16 protein-coding genes are annotated in these 18,163 nt (G+C 68.0%); 10 read left to right on the plus strand and 6 right to left on the minus strand.

The features are described from left to right. Positions 1 to 25 precede the first annotated feature (25 nt). Together BCL79_RS09390 and BCL79_RS09395 are read left to right on the plus strand one after the other, a co-directional pair. Positions 26 to 586 carry a PH domain-containing protein gene (locus BCL79_RS09390; protein WP_428999419.1) on the plus strand — a complete coding sequence of 187 codons (561 nt, stop codon included), beginning with the start codon at positions 26 to 28 and terminating at the stop codon, positions 584 to 586. Next, entirely contained in the window at positions 583 to 2,100 is a 1,518-nt protein-coding gene (locus BCL79_RS09395) for a PH domain-containing protein (RefSeq protein ID WP_121040262.1), read from the plus strand. The genes BCL79_RS09390 and BCL79_RS09395 overlap by 4 nt, the downstream gene beginning before the upstream one ends. 84 nt (positions 2,101 to 2,184) lie before the next feature. Here the strand turns inward: BCL79_RS09395 and BCL79_RS09400 are convergent, their stop codons facing one another. Further along, complete coding sequence (locus BCL79_RS09400; RefSeq protein WP_121040264.1) at positions 2,185 to 3,243, minus strand: CDP-glycerol glycerophosphotransferase family protein; 1,059 nt, start codon at positions 3,241 to 3,243, stop codon at positions 2,185 to 2,187. Between BCL79_RS09400 and BCL79_RS09405 the strand changes: the two genes are divergently transcribed. Continuing rightward, positions 3,242 to 4,060 carry a glycosyltransferase family 2 protein gene (locus BCL79_RS09405; protein ID WP_121040266.1) on the plus strand — a complete coding sequence of 273 codons (819 nt, stop codon included), beginning with the start codon at positions 3,242 to 3,244 and terminating at the stop codon, positions 4,058 to 4,060. The two genes, BCL79_RS09400 and BCL79_RS09405, sit on opposite strands and share 2 nt — an antisense overlap. On the opposite strand, the gene BCL79_RS09410 is transcribed toward BCL79_RS09405, so the two are convergent. The 5 genes from BCL79_RS09410 to def form a co-directional block, all read right to left on the minus strand. Beyond that, positions 4,045 to 5,346, minus strand: coding sequence for an O-antigen ligase family protein (locus BCL79_RS09410; protein ID WP_121040268.1), 1,302 nt, complete (start codon positions 5,344 to 5,346; stop codon positions 4,045 to 4,047). The two genes, BCL79_RS09405 and BCL79_RS09410, sit on opposite strands and share 16 nt — an antisense overlap. Positions 5,347 to 5,457: 111 nt before the next feature. After that, entirely contained in the window at positions 5,458 to 7,179 is a 1,722-nt protein-coding gene (locus BCL79_RS09415) for an ArnT family glycosyltransferase (protein WP_121040270.1), read from the minus strand. Between the two features lie 26 nt (positions 7,180 to 7,205). After that, positions 7,206 to 8,549, minus strand: a complete 1,344-nt coding sequence (rsmB, locus tag BCL79_RS09420) for a 16S rRNA (cytosine(967)-C(5))-methyltransferase RsmB (protein ID WP_121041282.1) — start codon at positions 8,547 to 8,549, stop codon at positions 7,206 to 7,208. Position 8,550: 1 nt separating this feature from the next. Beyond that, complete coding sequence (gene fmt, locus BCL79_RS09425) at positions 8,551 to 9,474, minus strand: methionyl-tRNA formyltransferase (protein WP_121040272.1); 924 nt, start codon at positions 9,472 to 9,474, stop codon at positions 8,551 to 8,553. A gap of 99 nt (positions 9,475 to 9,573) precedes the next feature. Continuing rightward, the gene (gene def / locus BCL79_RS09430; RefSeq protein ID WP_121040274.1) at positions 9,574 to 10,086 is read right to left on the minus strand and encodes a peptide deformylase; all 513 of its coding nucleotides are present in this window, start codon (positions 10,084 to 10,086) and stop codon (positions 9,574 to 9,576) included. Positions 10,087 to 10,212: 126 nt separating this feature from the next. On the opposite strand from def, the gene BCL79_RS09435 reads away from it, so the two are divergent. The 7 genes from BCL79_RS09435 (at position 10,213) to BCL79_RS09465 (ending at position 18,148) form a co-directional block, all read left to right on the plus strand. Further along, positions 10,213 to 11,343: a LysM peptidoglycan-binding domain-containing protein gene (locus tag BCL79_RS09435; RefSeq protein WP_121040276.1), complete on the plus strand. Its 1,131-nt coding sequence runs from the start codon at positions 10,213 to 10,215 to the stop codon at positions 11,341 to 11,343. Positions 11,344 to 11,417: 74 nt separating this feature from the next. After that, positions 11,418 to 12,557: a DNA-processing protein DprA gene (gene dprA, locus BCL79_RS09440; RefSeq protein WP_121040278.1), complete on the plus strand. Its 1,140-nt coding sequence runs from the start codon at positions 11,418 to 11,420 to the stop codon at positions 12,555 to 12,557. Positions 12,558 to 12,599: 42 nt separating this feature from the next. After that, positions 12,600 to 13,073 carry a DUF494 family protein gene (locus tag BCL79_RS09445; RefSeq protein WP_088433666.1) on the plus strand — a complete coding sequence of 158 codons (474 nt, stop codon included), beginning with the start codon at positions 12,600 to 12,602 and terminating at the stop codon, positions 13,071 to 13,073. 38 nt (positions 13,074 to 13,111) lie between these two features. Beyond that, positions 13,112 to 13,870 carry a pilin gene (locus BCL79_RS09450; RefSeq protein WP_121040280.1) on the plus strand — a complete coding sequence of 253 codons (759 nt, stop codon included), beginning with the start codon at positions 13,112 to 13,114 and terminating at the stop codon, positions 13,868 to 13,870. Positions 13,871 to 13,915: 45 nt separating this feature from the next. Further along, positions 13,916 to 14,824 carry an RDD family protein gene (locus BCL79_RS09455; RefSeq protein ID WP_121040282.1) on the plus strand — a complete coding sequence of 303 codons (909 nt, stop codon included), beginning with the start codon at positions 13,916 to 13,918 and terminating at the stop codon, positions 14,822 to 14,824. A 194-nt stretch (positions 14,825 to 15,018) separates the two neighbouring features. After that, positions 15,019 to 17,520 (plus strand): DNA topoisomerase I, encoded by a 2,502-nt coding sequence (locus tag BCL79_RS09460; protein WP_121040284.1) that lies wholly within the window; start codon positions 15,019 to 15,021, stop codon positions 17,518 to 17,520. Between the two features lie 67 nt (positions 17,521 to 17,587). Further along, positions 17,588 to 18,148: a Sua5/YciO/YrdC/YwlC family protein gene (locus BCL79_RS09465; RefSeq protein WP_121040286.1), complete on the plus strand. Its 561-nt coding sequence runs from the start codon at positions 17,588 to 17,590 to the stop codon at positions 18,146 to 18,148. Positions 18,149 to 18,163 lie beyond the last annotated feature (15 nt).

The following is an 18,163-nucleotide window of genomic DNA, read 5'->3' on the forward strand; positions in this document are numbered from 1 at the left end:
GCCACGGGCGGTTGCACCTGTACGCATGCGCCCGGCCCGTTCCCCAGCCGAGCGCCCTGCCTTGTCCGATCTTCTCGACACTCCCGTGCCGCCGCCCCTGCCGCCGTTGCCGCCTGCCCCCGACTGGCAGGCGATGCCGCTGCGTTCGGCCTCGCTGGCCGCGTTCGGTGGTGCGGTCGCTGGCGCACTGATGATCGGCGGCGTGTTCGGCACGCTCTGGGTGGTCTTTGATCTGCCGGGCCGCTGGTGGGGCGCGGCCGGCATGGTCGCGCTCGGCGCGCTGATCGGTGCGGCTCTCGCGTTCCGCCGCCAGCGCCGCACCTATTGGCGGCTGGATGCCCAAGGCCTGGGCTTGCGCCGCGACCTGCTCTGGCAGAACGAAACCCGTGTCCCCACCTCGCGCGTGCAGCACCTGGATCTGCGCCGTGGGCCGATCGAACGGAGCGCCGGGTTGAGCACGCTGGTCGTGCATACCGCCGGCAGCCGCTTCAGTGCGGTCACGCTCAGTGGGCTGGACAGCGCCGATGCCGAGCGCCTGCGCGACACCCTGGCGCACCAGCTGGACCAGGACGACGACGCGCTGTGAGTACCCCGCCGCCGCTTGATGCCGCGCCGGAGCAGCGGCTGCATCCCTGGTCGTGGCTGTTCGTGCTGCTGATGCAGTTGCGCCAGGGTTTGGTACCGCTGATCGCACTGGTGGTGTTCGGCCAGCGCGGCGACCGCGATGAGCTGTGGCTGTCACTCGGCCCGGTGATCGCCGTGGTCGTGCTGGTCGCGTATTCGGTGCTGCAGTACCTCACCTATCGCTACCAGATCGGCACGAGCGCGATCACGGTGCGCAGTGGTGTTTTCGCGCGTAATCGCCGCGAGATTCCCTTCGCCCGCATCCACAACGTGGTGGTCCACCAGAACCCGCTGCACCGCCTGTTCGGCGTCGCCGAACTGAAGCTGGAATCGGCCGGTGGCCATCGCCCCGAAGCGGAAATGCGGGTGCTCAAACTCGACCAGGCGCTCGCACTGGAGCGTCTGGTACGCCAGCGTGGCCAGGCAGTGCCGGCCACGGCCGAGGGCGACGCCGCTGCGGCCGAACCAACCGAGGATGTGCTGCTCGCCCTGAGCCCGGGCGAGGTGGTCCGTATCGGCCTGCTCTCCAACCGCGGCTGGGTGGTGGTGTTGGCAGTGCTGGGCGCGATGGTGCAGTTGTTCCCGCGTGGCAGCGTCTCCGATGTCATCGAAGCCGGCGGCCGCCAGGCCTTTGGTTATGCCAGCCACCTGCACCCCGGGATGTGGCTGTGGGCGATTGCCGCGGCGCTCGCCGTGGCGGGCTTCTGGGTCATGCTGCGGGTATTGTCGGTGGTGCTCGCGCTGCTGCGTTATTACGGCTTCCGGCTCAGCGAGCACGAGCGCCGGCTGACCGTGGCCAGTGGGCTTCTGACCCGCATGCGCACCAGCGTGGCGCGGCGCCGGATCCAGGCGTGGACGCTGCGCGAGAGCGCGCTGCAGCGCTGGTTCCAGCGCCGGCAACTGCGTATCGATATTGCTGCCGGCAACCCCGGCGAAGGCGAGCGCCGCGACCTGCGTGAGCTGGCGCCGCTGGCGACGCCGGCCGTCTGCGATGGGCTGGTCCAGCATCTGCTGCCGCACCTGCAGTGGCCGCCGGCGCGCTGGCAGCCGGTGCAGATGCGGGGCTGGTGGCGGCTGTGCCTGGGCGCACTGTGCCTCGTTCCGCTGCTGACGGCGGCGGCGATCTGGTACGGCGGGCCGTGGGGGGCGCTGGTGTTGCTATGGCTGCCGTGGTCGGCGTTCCGCGCGCACCGGCAGATGGCCCGCATCGGCTATCACCTGGATGACGACTACATCGCGGTGCGTGGCGGCTGGTGGCAGCGCTGGTGGCGCTTTGCCGAGCTGGACAAGCTGCAGGCACTGCGCCTGACCCGTTCGCCGCTGGACCGCCGGCTGGGCACGGCCAGCGTGTGGCTGGATACCGCCGGCGCAGGCATGGGCACGCCGCTGGTGCTGCAGTACCTGCCGGAAGCGGAGGCGCGTGCGGTGTACGAGCGGTTGGGCCGTGCGTTGGCGAAGCGTCGCCTGCGCTGGTAGGGGCGCAACCACGCCTGGCGTGGATCTACCTGGTGAAATGCGTCCACGCATGGCGTGGATCTACCTGATGGCGCAAACGCTGGCTTATCGCTTCGCCGGCCCCCAATAGCCGAGCTCCTTGCGGATCTGCAGGCCCCGCGTCCACGCACCGAACGGTTTGCGCTTGAGCGTGCCGAGCTCACCGGACAGGAAATCCTCGGTCGCCGCGATCACCCGCTCAGAGGAATACCCATCGCGGAACGGATGGATGGCATCGGCGTAGCGACGGATTTCGGCCATCAACGCCGGGGTGGGATCCAACGCCTGGGCCAGCATCGCCGGCAGTTGGGTGGCATCGTCGAAATCGATCATGTGCGGCTGCGGAACCCGGTTGCGGAAGGTCACCACCGGTTTGTGCTGCACGATGAACTCGGAGACGATCGAGGAGGTATCCGAGACCAGCACATCGGCCGCGCGCTGCGCGGCCATCACCTGTTCCGGTTCGATGAAGCGCGCATGCGGGCCGGCCAGCGCGCGGTAGCGCTCGAACAGCGCCGGCGCGCACTTGGGATGCAGGGTCAGCAGCCAGTAGTGCTCGCCGCGGGCGATATCGGCCGCGATCTGCTCGTACAGATGCGGCGCGGCGCTCAGCCGCTCGGTGAAGGTCGAGCCGAACAGGATCACCGGGCGGCCCTGTGCCGGCACGCGCAATCCCGCGCTCAGGCCGCCGTCATCGCGGAACAGCGGATCGAGCTTGGGCCAGCCGGTCTCGGCCACGGCGAAGTGGCCCTCGCGCGCGGCCAGCTCGCGGAACGGAGTAGTCGTGGCCGGGCCCTGGGTGCAATACAGATCGAACAGGCCGCGCACCCGGAAGTGGCCGCGGGCACTGTCGCGCTTCTGCACGTTGAAGCCGTGGAAGACCTGCACCTTGGCCCCGGCAATGAACGGCGGCACCCAGTTGGCGGCGCTGAACACCGCGCGCGGACGTAGTGCCAGCGCGTCTTTCAGGCCTGCATTGGGCACGCCGGGCAGCGACGCGCCAGCGGCGCCATCGGCGAACCAGGCCGACACCGATTGACCGGATGCGTGCAACGCCTGCGCCAGAGGGGCGAGAATGGGCAGCGCATAACGCTCCGTCGCAAACAGCAGGTACTCGGCCATCATGTCCTCCTCGACCGCTCCCACTGAACGGCCTCGCATTTCGGCCTGCATTATCGCGTTCAATGAAGCCGACCGCATCGGCGACTGTCTGGCCTCGCTGGCCTTCTGCGACGAAATCGTCGTGGTGGACTCGCAGTCCACCGATGCCACCGTGGCGATCGCGACAGCCGCCGGGGCGCGGGTGCTGCAACGCCCGTTCGATGGCTTCCGCAGCCAGAAGGCGTTCTGCGTCGAGCAGGCCGCGCATGACTGGGTGCTGTGCCTGGACGCCGACGAGCGCATCAGCGGGACCCTGCGCGAGGCGATCCTGTCCGCCCAGGCCAACGGTTTCGCCGGCCACCACGGCTACCGGTTCGCACGGCTTTCCGAGTACTTCGGCAAGTTCCTCAAGCATGGCAACGCCTACCCGGACCGGGTCCTGCGCCTGTTCGACCGCCGCCATGGCGGCTGGCGCGGCAAGCGTGAGATCCATGAGGCGGCCAGCGTCGATGGCGCGGTGGGCACCCTGCGCGGCGACCTGATCCATTACCCCTACCGTTCGCTGGAGCAGCAGCTGCTCAAGACCCAGCGCTACGCGCGGATGATGGCCGAGCACGAGTTCGCGCGGGGCAAGCGCGCCACCCTGCCCAAGCTGATCCTGGCCCCGACGTGGCGGTTCTGGCGTGGGCTGCTGCTGCGCGGCGGCTTCCGCGATGGCTGGCACGGCCTGGTCTATGCCTATGTGCGCGCCAACTACGTGCGCCAGAAGACCATCATGTTGTGGATGCTGCAGAACGGGCAGCCGGTGACCGATCCGCCGCGGGATCAGCCAGGCGCCTGAGCTTTGGCCTGTGCCAACGCCACCCGGCGGGTATGGCCCTGGACGATCGACAGCCCGGCCAGCAGGCCGACGATGGTGACGTAGAAGCTGGCCGTGATCTGGTGCGCGAACATCGACTGGGTGATCCCGCACAGCACATAGGTCACTACCACCATGATCCCGGCAGCGGCCGGGCCACGGAAGGCCTGTTCGCCGCTGCGCCGGTGCAGGCCGGTAAATACCCACAGCGGCACACCATAGATGGCCAGCAGCAACAGCAGGCCCGGCACGCCCTGCGTCGCCGCCCACTCGGCCAGGTCATTGTGCGCGTGGCCCAGATGGCAGCGCTGTTCGGCCGGATCATCCCGGCACACCGGCAGGCGCTGCATGGCGCTGTCGAAATGGCCGATGCCCACGCCGGTCAGCGGATGATCGAGGAAGGTCTCATAGGCCACCTGCAATCGCTCCACGCGCGCGCCGGCCGAGGAGTCGCTGTCTCCGCGCTCCATCCGCACCACGTCGTGCTTGAGTTCGGTCAGGCGGACCTGCTCGCGCAGGCTCGGGATGGTCAGGATCAAGGTACCGGCGATCGCCACCAGGGCCAGCAGCACACCCAGCCGCGCAGGCCCGGTACGCCAGCGCAGGCTCATCGCCATCACCACCAGCAGTGCCAGCAGCGCCAGCCAGACGCCACGGCTGCCGCTGAGCACGATGGTCACGCAACCGGCGACCATGCCCACGATCACCCAGGTCCAACGTTTGTGTGGCCGGCAGAACACCAGCAGCACCATCAGCACCAGCACGATGTCGGCCAGTACGATCGCGTTGGTGCTCAGATCAGCGCGTGGCGCGCCGCCGGCCACCTGCAGGATCGCCAGCACCATGGTACCGAGCAGGCCGGCCAGCGCCCCGCCCCACAGCCAGCGGATGTCCGGCCGCAGTGCACAGACCCACAGGGCGATCCAGGGGATCACCACGAACCGTGAGCGGTTGTCGATGTCGCGCAGGCCCTGCTCGAACAGATAAATCGAGAGCAATGCAAAGGCAATCGCGGCCACCACCAGCCAGGTGAGGGCCTTCACCGGCCGCCCGGCCAGGCCCCGCGCGCGCCACAGGTAATCCGGCGCCAGCAGCGTGCTCAGCAGCAACAGGATGCCGTAGGGCAGCAGGTTCTGGGGCAGGGTCAGCACCAGCGCGGGCATGCAGAACAGGCCCACGGTGGCGATCCAATGGGCCACACCGGCACGCCCCTGCAGCGGCGGCAGGGAAACGGGCGTGGTCGGCTCGGATGCAGCGGAGAACGTCATTGCCAACCTCGATTGCCACACGCAGGCATGCACGCCCGTGATTGCACTGGACGCCACCGGCGCCCACGGAGCTGCCGCACCTGCCCGACCAGGCCGCCAGCATTGCAGAATTCACTCATCGCCGTCGATCCGGTGCAGCGCGCGTTCGCGTTTTTGTTCTTCGGCGCTGGCCACGCAGGCACCGTGGATATCGCCGGGCCTTACCAACCACCAACGGCGGCGGTTGGCGACCCCGGCCAGCTCTGCAGTGGTGCGGTCCACGCACGCCAGCAGCGCGTCTTCCTGCACCAGCAACCAGCGCTGCTGGGGCTGGGCGGCCTGCCAGGCGACCCCGTCGGCGAGCTGCCGGTCCCAGCGCCGGTTGAACCCGAACGTGGCGGCCTCACGGTCAGCCATCAGCAGGTTCTGCTCCTTCCACGCGACCAAGCCGAGTTCCGCCTTCGGGCCGATGCGCTGGCCGACCTGCTGCATCAGGCCACGTGCCGAGCTGGAGTCGTTGAACAGCGGGTAGCCGATCAGCCCGAACGCCACCCAGGCCATGGTCAGCGTCGCCACCACCGCCAGATGGAAGCGGCGTACGCCGGCGATGCACAGGGTCAGCACGGCCCAGCAGCCCAGCGCGACCGCGACCCAGCCCAGGCCGGAGGTGACGGCGGTATCGATGCCGCGGTCGAGGATCAGTTTGCGCTCGAACCCCGGCTGCCCGACCAGCATCGAGATACCGATGCCGAGCAGGCCGGCGGCCAGCAGCGCCACGAAGCCGCCCAGCAGCCACTGGAAGGCGCGCTTGCGCAGCAGCCCCGGCAGCAGCGGTGCCAGCGCCAGGCAGAACATCGGCAGCGCCGGCAGGATGTAGACGTCACGCTTGCCGTTGGGGATCGAGAAGAACAGCACGATCAACAACCACCACACCAGCGGCAGCAGGTAGCGCGCATCACGCCGCTGCAGGCGACGGCGCCAGGCCGGGATCGCCCAGGGAATCGCCAGGAAGGCCGGGATCCACATCGACGGCATCGTGCCCAGGAAATACCACCATGGCTGATGATGATCCCAGGATTGCGCGTAGCGCTTGGCGGTCTGCCGGAACAGGATGTCGTCCAGGTAGGCGCGATATTCGGCCGACCCACTGCCCAGCGCAGTCAGCACCATCGGCACCAGCCACAGGGCGATCGCCAGCGCGAACGCCAGCGGCCCGGCCCAGAACCGCCAGTCGCGGACATGCAGCTTGACCCGCGGCCAGCCCAGCACAGAGGCCACGGCGGCCGGCACGATCATCAGCAGCGCGATCACGCCTACGCCCTTGGTGATCACCCCCAGCCCGGCAGCGAACCAGCCCAGCCACCACCAGCGCCACGCAGGGCCACTGAGCAGATGCCGCAGCAGGCCGTAGTTGGCCAGGGTGATGAAGAACACCACCAGCGGATCGATCTGGGCTTTCTTGGACTGGAAAGTGAAGTGCAGCGCGAACAGCAGCGCCCAGGCGGCGTACAGCCCGACCCGCCGTGTCCACAGGCGGCGGCCCAGGTCATAGACGCAGGCCAGGGTGCCCAGCGCGGCCAGCAGCGAGGGCAGCAGGAAGGCCACCCGCCAGTCGCCGATCAGCGAGTACAGCGCGGCCTGCGACCACATCAGCAGCGGCGGCTTGTCCGAATACAGCTCGGTGCCCCGATGCGGGAACAGCCAGTCGCCGCTCTCCACCATCTGCTTGGCGACCAGCGCAAAGCGTGGCTCGTCGGACGGCCACGGATCACGCATGCCCAGGCCGGCCCCCAGAACGAGCAGGGCCATCAGGGCAAGCAGCCAGAACTCTCGGGATGCGCGGTTTTTTAGCATGGGGCGGAATTCTAGCCGGGTTCGGATCAACCCTTCTTTAGCAGACGCGCATAGAAGAAGCCGTCAGCACCTTCCTCACCGGGCAGGCGCTGGCGCCCGGCCCAGGAGTCGTGGCCATACGCCTCGCCCAGCGGCAGGAAGCCCGCATCCCGGGTGCGCTGCAGGAAGGATTCGACCTGGAACTGGTTTTCATCGCGCAGGATCGAGCATGTCGCATACAGCAGGGTTCCGCCCGGGGTGAGCATCGACCAGCACGCATCCAGCAGGCGCGCCTGCAGGGCGATGAGTGCATCGATGTCGGTCGCGCGGCGATGCGCCAACACATCCGGCTGGCGCCGGATGATGCCGGTGGCCGAACAGGGGGCGTCGAGCAGGATGGTGTCGAACAGCTGCCCGTCCCACCAGCTGGCCGGATCGGTCGCATCGCCCGCCAGCACCTGCGCGTTCTGGCCCACGCCGGTGCGTGCGAACGTTTCGCTGATGCGCTTGAGCCGGCGCGCATCGATGTCCAACGCCAGCAGCTGCAGGGTCGGATCGCGCTCCAGCAGATGGGCGGCCTTGCCGCCCGGTGCGGCGCAGGCATCAAGCACCCGCGAACCCGGGCGCGGCGCCAGCGCATCGGCCACCTGCTGGGCAGACAGATCCTGCACCGACAGCGCGCCATCGGCGAACCCGGGCAGCGCGGAGACCGCGACCGGCACCGGCAGGCGGATCGCATCGGCACCCACGCTCGATGCCTCCGCCTCGATACCGGCGGCCGCCAACTGCTGCAGCATCGCCTCACGACTGCTGTGCTGGCGGTTGACCCGCAGCCACAGCGGCGCGGCCTGCAGGCTCGCGGTGAACACCGCGTCGGCCTCGTCCGGCCAATCCTGTTCGATCTTCTCGGCCATCCACAGCGGGAAGGCATCGCGCGCAGGCAGCGGCGGAATGCCTTCGCGCTGGGCGCGGCGCAGCAGTGCATTGACCATGCCGGCCTGGCGATCACGGCCCATCGCACGCGCGGCGTCGACCGTGGCCGAGAGCGCGGCGTGCGCCGGCAGCTCCAGTGCGTCCAACTGGGCGAAGCCGACCAGCAGCAGCGCGCGCAGTTCGTCTTCGCGCACGCTCAGCGGCCGCGGCATCCATTGCGCCAGTGCAGCGTCATACGCGGCACGGCGACGCAGCACGGCAAAGCACAGCGCCTCCAGCAGCGCGCGGTCGCGGCTGTCGTCCAGGGTCGGCAAGGCGGTGGCCAGTTCGGCCTTGAGCGAACGGCCGCGGCCGATCACCTGGGCCAGCACGCGCGCGGCCAGCACGCGGGTGGGCACGCCGGGGGCGGTATGGGCGGTGTAGGGGCCTGCAGGCTTGCCGGAACGCGCGGTGGTCATCTCAGGCACCCACGCCGAGATCGCGACGGGCATTGAGGTAGTCGGCGGCGGTGATCGCCTTGCCGCCCTCACGCTGCAGCACGCGCAGGCGCAGCGCACCCTGCCCGCAGGCGATGTCGATGCCGTCACGCGAGGCGCCCAGCAGCGTGCCCGGGGCCTTGCCCTGGTTGTCCTCCAGCGCGATCGCGCCATGGATGCGGACGCGTTCGCCGGCCAGCATCGCCTCGGCGATCGGCCACGGATTGAACGCGCGTACGGTGCGTGCCAGCACGTGGGCGTCCTGCGCCCAGTCCAGACGGGCTTCGGCCTTGTCCAGCTTGTGCGCATAGGTCACGCCGGCCTCCGGCTGCGGCTGCGCGATCGGCTTGATGCCGGCCCGCAGCAGGCCCAGGCCATCGGACAGCACCTGCTCACCCAGGGCGGCCAAACGATCGTGCAGCTGACCGCCGGTATCGTTGGGGCCGATCGCGATGTGCTGCTTGAGCAGCACCGGGCCGGTATCCAGCCCGGCGTCCATCTGCATCAGGCACACACCGGTTTCGGTATCGCCGGCCTGGATCGCACGCTGGATCGGCGCGGCACCGCGCCACCGCGGCAGCAGCGAGGCGTGCACGTTCCAGCAGCCATGGGTCGGGATGGTCAGCACCGCCTTGGGCAGGATCAGCCCATAGGCCACCACCACCATCAGGTCCGGCGCCAGGTCGCGCAGCTGCTGCTGGGCTTCGGGGGTCTTGAGGCTCTCCGGCTGGAACACCGGGATGCCACGTGCGATCGCGTCCAGCTTGACCGGCGAGGGGGCCAGGCCACGGCCACGGCCAGCGGGACGATCGGGCTGCGTGTACACCGCGACCACTTCATGGTGACGGGCTGCGGCACGCAGCGAGGACACGGCGAACGCCGGCGTACCGGCAAAGACAATCTTCATGGTGACCCCACTAACAGAACGTAAAACGGCGCCGATGTGCGGCGCCGCGCGACAGGACACGTCGCGCGGTCATCCCGCGCGGCGGTCGCTGCAATCACCTCAGGCAACGTGCTTGCGCTGCTTGGCCAGCTTCTTGCGCACCATCTCGCGCTTGAGCGGCGAGAGGTAATCAATGAACAGCTTGCCGTCCAGGTGGTCCATCTCGTGCTGCACGCAGACAGCGAGCACGCCGTCGGTGGTCAGTTCCTGGGCCACGCCGTGGCGATCCAGGTAACGCACGGTGATCTGGTTGGCGCGGGTGACGTCGGCAAAGATGCCCGGCACCGACAGGCAGCCTTCCTGATAGACCTGGCCGCCTTCGTTGGCGACGATCTCAGGATTGATGAACACCATCGGGGTGTCCTTCTCTTCACTGACGTCGATCACCATGAAGCGCTTGTGCACGTCCACCTGGCTGGCGGCCAGGCCGATGCCCGGGGCGTCGTACATGGTGTGGAACATGTCATCGATCAGGGTCTGGAACGCCGGCGTGGTCACGTCAGCAGCATCGATCAACGCAGCCTTGGTACGCAGGCGCGGATCGGGAAATTCGAGAATGGGCAGGAGGGCCATGGCAAATACCGGTAGGGGGCGCCGGTCGAAGCGGCGTACAGGGCGATTCTATCGCCAACGCTTGCCCCGCGCCCCGGTTTCTGGACTATAGTGCGCGAACCTGTTGGGGAATCAGGCACCACATCTATGTTTGAACGAACTCGTACGGTCGTCGCCGTAGCGATGCTGACCGTCGCTACCTATGCTACCGCCGTGGAAATGAATGGCGGGCACCCGGATACCTATGTCGTGCGCAAAGGGGACACGCTGTGGGACATCTCGGCGCGTTTCCTGCAGAAGCCCTGGCTGTGGCCGGAGATCTGGCAGGCCAACCCGCAGGTCAAGAATCCGCACCTGATCTACCCGGGTGACGTGCTCAGCCTGGCCTATCTGGACCGCGTCGTGGCCCAGCCCGGCCCGCGCCAGGAGGCCCCGATCAACGGCGTCCCGCTGGAGCAGGTGGAGCCCTTCCTGAAGCAGCTGAGCGTGGTGGACGAGGTCAAGTCGCTGCCCTACGTGGTCAATCTGGAAGAAAACCGCCTGCGCGCGACCACCGGCCAGACGGCCTATGTGCGCGGCCTGGAGAATGCCCAGGTCGGCCAGCGCTACGCGGTGGTCCGCCCGACGGTGCAGTACGCCCTGCCCAAGCCGACCGAAGACCTCGATGCCCGCGGCGATACCACGCCCGGCAGCGGCAACCTCTGGAAGACGTTCATCGTGCCGAGCAAGCGGCACCAGACGCTGGGCTACGAACTGGCCCAGATCAACGTCGGTACGGTGAGCCGTGTGCAGAGCGGCAGTGTCGAGGTGACCTCGCTGGTGCTGCAGGGCCAGGTGGACGGCCGTGAAGTCCGCGCCGGTGACCGCCTGGTTCCGGTCGAGGCCCGCCCGTACGACCTGCAGTTCGTGCCGCATGTGCCCGCGCCGCAGGCCGTCGATCTGGACGTGCGCGTACTGGCCATCGCCGACACCTTCACCTCCGGCGGCCCGCGCGATGTGATCGCGATCTCCGCCGGTAGTGCCAACGGGGTCGACAACGGCACGGTGTTCTCGCTGTGGCGCCAGGGCCGCCATGTGGCCCACCGCATGGATTACCCGAACTCGTCGCGGATGGACGATTCGCTGACCAGCGGCGCCGGCCGGGTCACCCTGCCGGACGAGTACGCCGCCCATGCGATGGTCTTCCGCACGTTCGAGAACGTCAGCTACGCGCTGGTGATGGAAGGCGTGAAGCCGGTCAGGGTCGGCTATTCGGCACTGCATCCCGATAAGCAGTAGACGCGGCGGAGTCCTACCCTGCCATGCGACGGCGCCCTAGGGCGCCGTCGTCATTTCCGGGCCAGGGTATCGGGATGCCCATTCCCTGCCTTGCCTCATCCACCGCCCTGCTCACCCTGGTCCTGGCCGGGGGCGCGCTGCCGCCTCGCCTGCGCCTGCTGCGCCAGTTTTCCGATGCGGCGGCCGCCCTGCGGGCCGGCCCGACCGCCTGGCGGGCTGCCGGCTGTACGCAAGCGCAACGCGCCCGGCTGGCGTTGCCGGACGAACGCTACCTGGCACATGCCCTGGCATGGCTGGCCGAGGAGCACCATCACCTGCTCGGCGTGACCGATCCGGACTATCCGGCACTGCTCACCCAGATCGAGGAACCCCCGGTGGCGTTGTTCGTGGACGGAGACCCGGCGCGGCTCTGGCACCCGGCGGTGGCGGTGGTCGGCAGCCGCTCGCCCACGGCCGGCGGCCGCGAGCATGCGCATGCCTTCGCCACCGCGCTGGCCGGCGAGGGCTGGTCGGTCATCAGCGGGCTGGCGGCCGGCGTCGATGCCCACGCCCATGACGGCGCATTGCAGGTCACCGGTGGCATGACCGTGGCCGTGGTCGCCACCGGCCTGGACCAGACCTATCCGCCCCGGCATGCCGCGCTGCATGAACGGATTGCCGGCATCGGCGCGGTGGTCAGCGAGTACGCCCCGGGCATGCCGGCAACCCAGGCGCACTTCCCCGCACGCAACCGGATCATCGCCGGGCTCAGCCTGGGCACCGTGGTGATCGAGGCCGCCGAGCGCTCCGGCGCCCTGATCACCGCGCGCTGCGCGGCCGAGGCGGGCCGCGAGGTGTTCGCCCTGCCCGGCTCGATCCGCAATCCCCGCGCCCGCGGCTGCCATCGGCTGATCCGGCAGGGCGCAGCGCTGGTGGAGGCCCCGGCCGAGGTGACCGCCGGGTTGGCCACGCTCGCCCAGACCCTGGCCGGGGCCTTGCGAACCCGCTTGGACGCCCCCACTGAACAGGCACGACCGGCGCCCGAGCGCGCCCCTTCCTACACCGACCCCGACTACCAGTGCTTGTGGAAAGCCCTGGATCACGACCCAACGGGTATGGATTCATTGATCCAGCGCAGCGGATTGACGGCGGCCCAGCTGTCGGCCATGCTGCTGGTCATGGAACTGGATGGAAAGGTAATGGCCGCCTATGGTCGCTACTGTCGAAAACCCTAGTTTCTTCACCTCCACAGCGTCGTTGACGCAGGCCGAGGGGCAATGAAAGAGAGCATTCTGGATGTCCTGCTGTACCTGTTCGAACACTATTTCAGCGAAGACGCGGACCTCATCCGCGACCGCGACTCCCTCCAGAACGGCCTGATCCAGGCCGGCTTCAGCCCCACCGAGATCAACAAAGCCTTCGACTGGCTGGACGCGCTCGCCGAGCAGCGCCCGGCCGTGGTGCTGGGCCGCGTCAATGGCCCGGTGCGCATTTTCCATGGGCCCGAGCTGGACAAGCTCGACGTGGAAGGCCGTGGCTTTTTGATGTTCCTGGAGCAGCACGGCATCCTCGATGCCAGCCAGCGTGAGCTGGTGCTCGACCGTGCGATGGCGCTGGACCAGGACGAACTGGACCTGGACGACCTCAAGTGGGTCGTGCTGATGGTGCTGTTCAACCAGCCCGGGGCCGAGGCCGCGTACGCCTGGATGGAAACCCAGATGTTCGTGGACGAGCCGGAACCGCTTCACTGACCTTACACTGAGCGCCTTGCGCATTCAGGAGTGGGCCGGTGGACCAGTGGTTCTTTGCAGAAGGAAACAGTCAGCAGCGCGGTCCGCTGCCTGCTGACGAGCTGATCGCGCTCTACCATTCCAGCCGCATCGGACTGGATACGCTGGTCTGGCGCGACGGCATGGCCCAGTGGCAACCGCTGGAAACCGTGGCGGCCGAGATCGGCCTGGACATCGCCCCCGCTGCCGAAGCGGTGGAAGTGATCGCGCCCGGCCCGACCCTGCCACCCGCACTCCCGGCTGCGCCTGCGGCGTCGGCCGCGCCTGCCGATCCCGCCCCGCCCATCACGCCCACCGCCGCCCCACCGCCCCGCCAGGGTCTGAGTGGCTGCGCGGTCGTGGGTATCGTCGCGGCCGTGGTCGCGGTGCTGGTGCTGATCATCGGCGGCGCACTGGCGGTGCTGGCCGTGCCGGCCTACCGCGATTATGTCGCCCGCGCCAAAGCCACCGAGGCGATTGCCGCACTGGAACCGATCAAGGCGGCCGTGGCCGAATTCGCCAGCGAACATGGCCGCTGCCCGGTCAACGATGACGAGGGCTTCCAGCCGGCCGAAAGCTACGCTGACGGTGCGGTCGGCGCCGTGCGGATCGGTCGTTTCGACAATGGCCACTGCGGCGTGGAAGCCGAACTGACCGTGCCCGGCAGCACCTCGCTGGACGGCAAGCTGCTGTGGCTGGATTACGACGGTGAGCAGCAGCACTGGGAATGCAGTGGCGAACCGGAAGACAAGTACCTGCCGCAGCACTGCCGCGGCTGATAACGGACACACGTCCATGGATGCATCCAACAGGGGATTGAAGCAATGACTGAGTGGTATTTCGCCGATGGCCAGGAACGTCAGGGGCCGCTGAGCGCAGAGGAGATGCGCCAGCGCTTCCAGCGCGGTGACATCACCCTGACCACGCTGGTGTGGCGGGAAGGGTTCGCGCAGTGGGCACCGCTGTCCGAGGCCGTCGATGAGCTGCAGCTGCAGAATCTGGCCGGCGCGGCCAGTACGGTCGGCAGTGGCATCGACCTGCGCGGCGATTACACCGCCATCGACAATGGCACCGCGCCACTGCCGGGCACCGGTGGCGGCACCTACTCGCCGTACACCGCGCCCGCCGCGGCCACCGGCTACGCCAACACGGCCGTGGTCCATGGCCAGGACGTGGTCTATGCCGGTTTCTGGAAGCGCTACGCCGCCTACTTCATCGATTACATCCTGCTCACCGTGGTCACCCTGCCGCTGAGCATGATCATCAACGTGATGGGCGCCAGCGCGGGCAACGAAGGCGTGCAGGTCGCGCTGACGCTGGTGGTGATGCTGCTCAGCATGGTGATCAGCATCGGCTACTACGCCGGCTTCCACGCCTCGCGCGGTGGCGCCACGCTGGGCAAGATGGCCGTCGGGATCAAGGTCGTGCGCGGCAATGGCGAGCGGATCAGCTTCCTGCGCGCCTTCTGCCGCTACCTGGCGACCATCGTCAGCAGCCTGATCCTGATGATCGGCTTCATCATGGCCGCCTTCACCGAGCGCAAGCAGGCATTGCACGACATGATGTGCGACACCCTGGTGGTGGACAAGTGGGCCTTCACCGAGCACCCCGAGCTGCAGCAGCGCGGCCTGGGCACGGTCACCATCGTGATCCTGGTCATCGCCGCACTGGCCGTGGTGGCCCTGTTCGGCGTGATGATCGCGATGATCGGCGTGATCGCCTCGATGTCCTGATCTGAGCAATCCTCACACCGGGCCGCTTGACACAAGCGGCCCCGGCGTGATTCCACTAATAGGCAGAAAGCTGAACGCCCGGCCCACCCCCGGGCGTTCGGTTTATGTATATCGCCCGCGCCGCTTCACTAATGCGGCCATTTGCTCCACCCTAGCGGCCCTCCCCGGGGCCCTGCCCATAGAATCCTGACGCCATGCCCAAGCACCTGCTCATCGTCGAATCGCCCGCCAAGGCCAAGACGATCAACAAATACCTCGGCAAGGACTTCACTGTCCTGGCCTCGTATGGGCATGTGCGTGACCTGGTGCCCAAGGAAGGCGCGGTTGATCCCGACAACAACTTCGCGATGCGTTACGACCTCATCGAGAAGAACGAAAAGCACGTCGATGCCATCGTCAAGGCCGCCAAGGGCGCCGACGACATCTTCCTGGCGACCGATCCGGATCGCGAGGGGGAAGCGATCAGCTGGCACATCGCCGAGATCCTGAAGGAACGTGGGCTGGTCAAGGACAAACCCATGCAGCGCGTGGTCTTCACCGAGATCACTCCGCGCGCCATCAAGGAAGCGATGGGCCACCCGCGTGAGATCGCTGCCGATCTGGTCGATGCGCAGCAGGCACGCCGTGCGCTGGATTACCTGGTCGGTTTCAACCTGTCCCCGGTGCTGTGGCGCAAGGTCCAGCGCGGCCTGTCCGCCGGCCGCGTGCAGAGCCCGGCGCTGCGCATGATCGTCGAACGCGAAGAAGAGATCGAAGCCTTCATCGCCCGCGAGTACTGGAGCATCGATGCGCTGTGCGCGCATCCCTCGCAGCACTTCAATGCGCGCCTGATCAAGCTGGACGGGCAGAAGTTCGAACAGTTCACCGTGACCGACGGCGATACTGCCGAGGCCGCGCGCATGCGCATCCAGCAGGCCGCCCAGGGCGCCCTGCACGTCACCGACGTGGTCAGCAAGGAGCGCAAGCGCCGCCCGGCGCCGCCGTTCACCACCTCCACGCTGCAGCAGGAAGCCTCGCGCAAGCTCGGTTTCACCACGCGCAAGACCATGCAGGTCGCGCAGAAGCTGTATGAAGGCATGGCGATCGGTGAGGAGGAAGGCACCGTCGGCCTGATCTCGTACATGCGTACCGACTCGGTGAACCTCTCGCAGGACGCGCTGGCCGAGATCCGCGACGTGATCGCGCGCGATTACGGCATTGGCTCGCTGCCGGACCAGCCGAACACCTACCAGACCAAATCCAAGAACGCCCAGGAAGCGCACGAAGCCGTGCGCCCGACCTCGGCGCTGCGCACGCCTGCCCAGGTGGCGCGCTTCCTCACCGATGACGAGCGCAAGCTGTACGAGCTGATCTGGAAGCGCGCCGTCGCCTGCCAGATGATCCCGGCCACGCTCAACACCGTCAGCGTGGACCTGTCGGCCGGCAGCGAGCATGTGTTCCGCGCCAGCGGCACCACCGTGGTCGTGCCCGGCTTCCTGGCCGTGTACGAGGAAGGCAAGGACAACAAGAGTGCTGACGACGACGATGAAGGCCGCAAGCTGCCGGCGATGAAGCCCGGCGAGCGCGTGCCGCTCGAGCGCATCCTGGCCGAACAGCACTTCACCCAGCCGCCGCCGCGCTTCACCGAAGCGGCGCTGGTCAAGGCGCTCGAGGAGTACGGCATCGGCCGCCCCTCGACCTATGCCTCGATCATCCAGACCCTGCTGTTCCGCAAGTACGTGGAGATGGAAGGCCGCAGCTTCCGCCCGTCCGATGTCGGCCGTGCGGTGTCCAAGTTCCTGTCCAGCCACTTCACCCAGTACGTGGATTACGACTTCACCGCCAAGCTCGAAGACGAGCTCGATGCGGTGTCGCGGGGTGAGGAAGACTGGATCCCGCTGATGGCGCGGTTCTGGGAACCGTTCCACAAGCTGGTCGGCGAAAAGAACGAATCGGTCGACCGCGCCGAAGCCAGTGGCGCGCGCGAACTCGGCACCGACCCCAAGACCGGCAAGCCGGTCAGCGTGCGACTGGGGCGCTTCGGGCCTTACGCGGCGATCGGCAGCACCGCCGAGGACGCCGAGGACAAGCCCAAGTTCGCCTCGCTGCGCCCCGGCCAGTCGATGCACACCATCTCCCTGGAAGACGCGCTGGAGCTGTTCCTGATGCCGCGTGCGCTCGGCCAGGACAAGGAGGAGGACGTCAGCGTGGGCATCGGTCGCTTCGGTCCGTTCGCCAAGCGTGGCAGCACCTATGCCTCGCTGAAGAAGGAAGACGACCCGTACACCATCGACCTGGCCCGCGCCGTGTTCCTGATCGAAGAGAAGGAAGAGATCGCGCGCAACCGGATCATCAAGGAATTCGAGGGCAGCGAGATCCAGGTGCTGAACGGTCGCTTCGGCCCGTACATCAGCGATGGCAAGATGAACGGCAAGATCCCGAAGGATCGCGAGCCCGCCTCGTTGACCCTGGCCGAAGTCCAGACGCTGATGGAAGAAACCGGCAAGCCGGTGCGCAAGGGCTTCGGCAAGAAGGCCGCCAAGAAGGTCGTGGCCAAGAAGGCACCGGCCAAGAAAGCCGCTGCCGGTGAAGCGACCAAGAAGACCGCCACCAAGAAGGCGGCGGTGAAGAAGGTCGCCAAGAAAGCCACGGCGAAGAAGGCCACCAAGAAGGTGGCCAAGAAAGCCGTGAAGAAGGCCGTCAAAAAGGCCTCCTGACCGCCCAGGTTGACCCCTCCCGCCACGGCGGGAGGATAATGCGGGCCATGCACCCGGGTTGCCTGTCATGAACGAACTCACTGTGGACACTGCCCTGCCTGCGCTGCGCGCCGGCGGCGTGATCGCCTATCCCACCGAAGCGGTCTGGGGGCTGGGCTGCGATCCCGCGCACGAGGCTGCGGTGATGCAGCTGCTGCAGCTCAAGCAGCGCCCCGTCGAGAAGGGGATGATCCTGGTCGCCGCCGATCCGGCCCAGCTGGAGGGCTGGGTGCGGATGGAGGCCCTGCCGCTGGATCGCCAAGGCGCGGTCCTGGCCAGCTGGCCCGGTGCCAACACCTGGATCCTGCCCGCCGGCGAACGTGCGCCGCGCTGGATCACTGGCGAACACAGTGGCATCGCGGTGCGCATCAGTGCCCACCCCCTGGTCGCCGCGCTGTGCCGCGCCTGGGGCGGCCCGCTGGTCTCCACCAGTGCCAACCTCGCCGGCGAGCCACCGGCACGCACACGCGCCGACCTGGACCCGCGCCTGCTGGCGTTGCTCGATGGCCTGATCGATGGCCAGACCGGTGGCCTGGCACAGCCCACGCCGATCCGCGATGCGCTCAGCGGCCAGGTATTGCGCAGCTGAGCCGCCTTTTGCGCG

It is taken from the genome of Stenotrophomonas rhizophila (assembly GCF_003651185.1).
Lineage (GTDB): Bacteria > Pseudomonadota > Gammaproteobacteria > Xanthomonadales > Xanthomonadaceae > Stenotrophomonas > Stenotrophomonas maltophilia_Z.

Coding starts and splice junctions, on each gene's coding strand:
- def (WP_121040274.1), bottom strand. CDS start 10,086: ATGGCCCTCCTGCCCATTCTCGAATTTCCCGATCCGCGCCTGCGTACC.
- BCL79_RS09410 (WP_121040268.1), bottom strand. CDS start 5,346: ATGACGTTCTCCGCTGCATCCGAGCCGACCACGCCCGTTTCCCTGCCG.
- BCL79_RS09415 (WP_121040270.1), bottom strand. CDS start 7,179: ATGCTAAAAAACCGCGCATCCCGAGAGTTCTGGCTGCTTGCCCTGATG.
- fmt (WP_121040272.1), bottom strand. CDS start 9,474: ATGAAGATTGTCTTTGCCGGTACGCCGGCGTTCGCCGTGTCCTCGCTG.
- BCL79_RS09465 (WP_121040286.1), top strand. CDS start 17,588: ATGAACGAACTCACTGTGGACACTGCCCTGCCTGCGCTGCGCGCCGGC.
- BCL79_RS09460 (WP_121040284.1), top strand. CDS start 15,019: ATGCCCAAGCACCTGCTCATCGTCGAATCGCCCGCCAAGGCCAAGACG.
- BCL79_RS09405 (WP_121040266.1), top strand. CDS start 3,242: ATGTCCTCCTCGACCGCTCCCACTGAACGGCCTCGCATTTCGGCCTGC.
- dprA (WP_121040278.1), top strand. CDS start 11,418: ATGCCCATTCCCTGCCTTGCCTCATCCACCGCCCTGCTCACCCTGGTC.
- rsmB (WP_121041282.1), bottom strand. CDS start 8,549: ATGACCACCGCGCGTTCCGGCAAGCCTGCAGGCCCCTACACCGCCCAT.
- BCL79_RS09400 (WP_121040264.1), bottom strand. CDS start 3,243: ATGATGGCCGAGTACCTGCTGTTTGCGACGGAGCGTTATGCGCTGCCC.
- BCL79_RS09390 (WP_428999419.1), top strand. CDS start 26: ATGCGCCCGGCCCGTTCCCCAGCCGAGCGCCCTGCCTTGTCCGATCTT.
- BCL79_RS09455 (WP_121040282.1), top strand. CDS start 13,916: ATGACTGAGTGGTATTTCGCCGATGGCCAGGAACGTCAGGGGCCGCTG.
- BCL79_RS09435 (WP_121040276.1), top strand. CDS start 10,213: ATGTTTGAACGAACTCGTACGGTCGTCGCCGTAGCGATGCTGACCGTC.
- BCL79_RS09445 (WP_088433666.1), top strand. CDS start 12,600: ATGAAAGAGAGCATTCTGGATGTCCTGCTGTACCTGTTCGAACACTAT.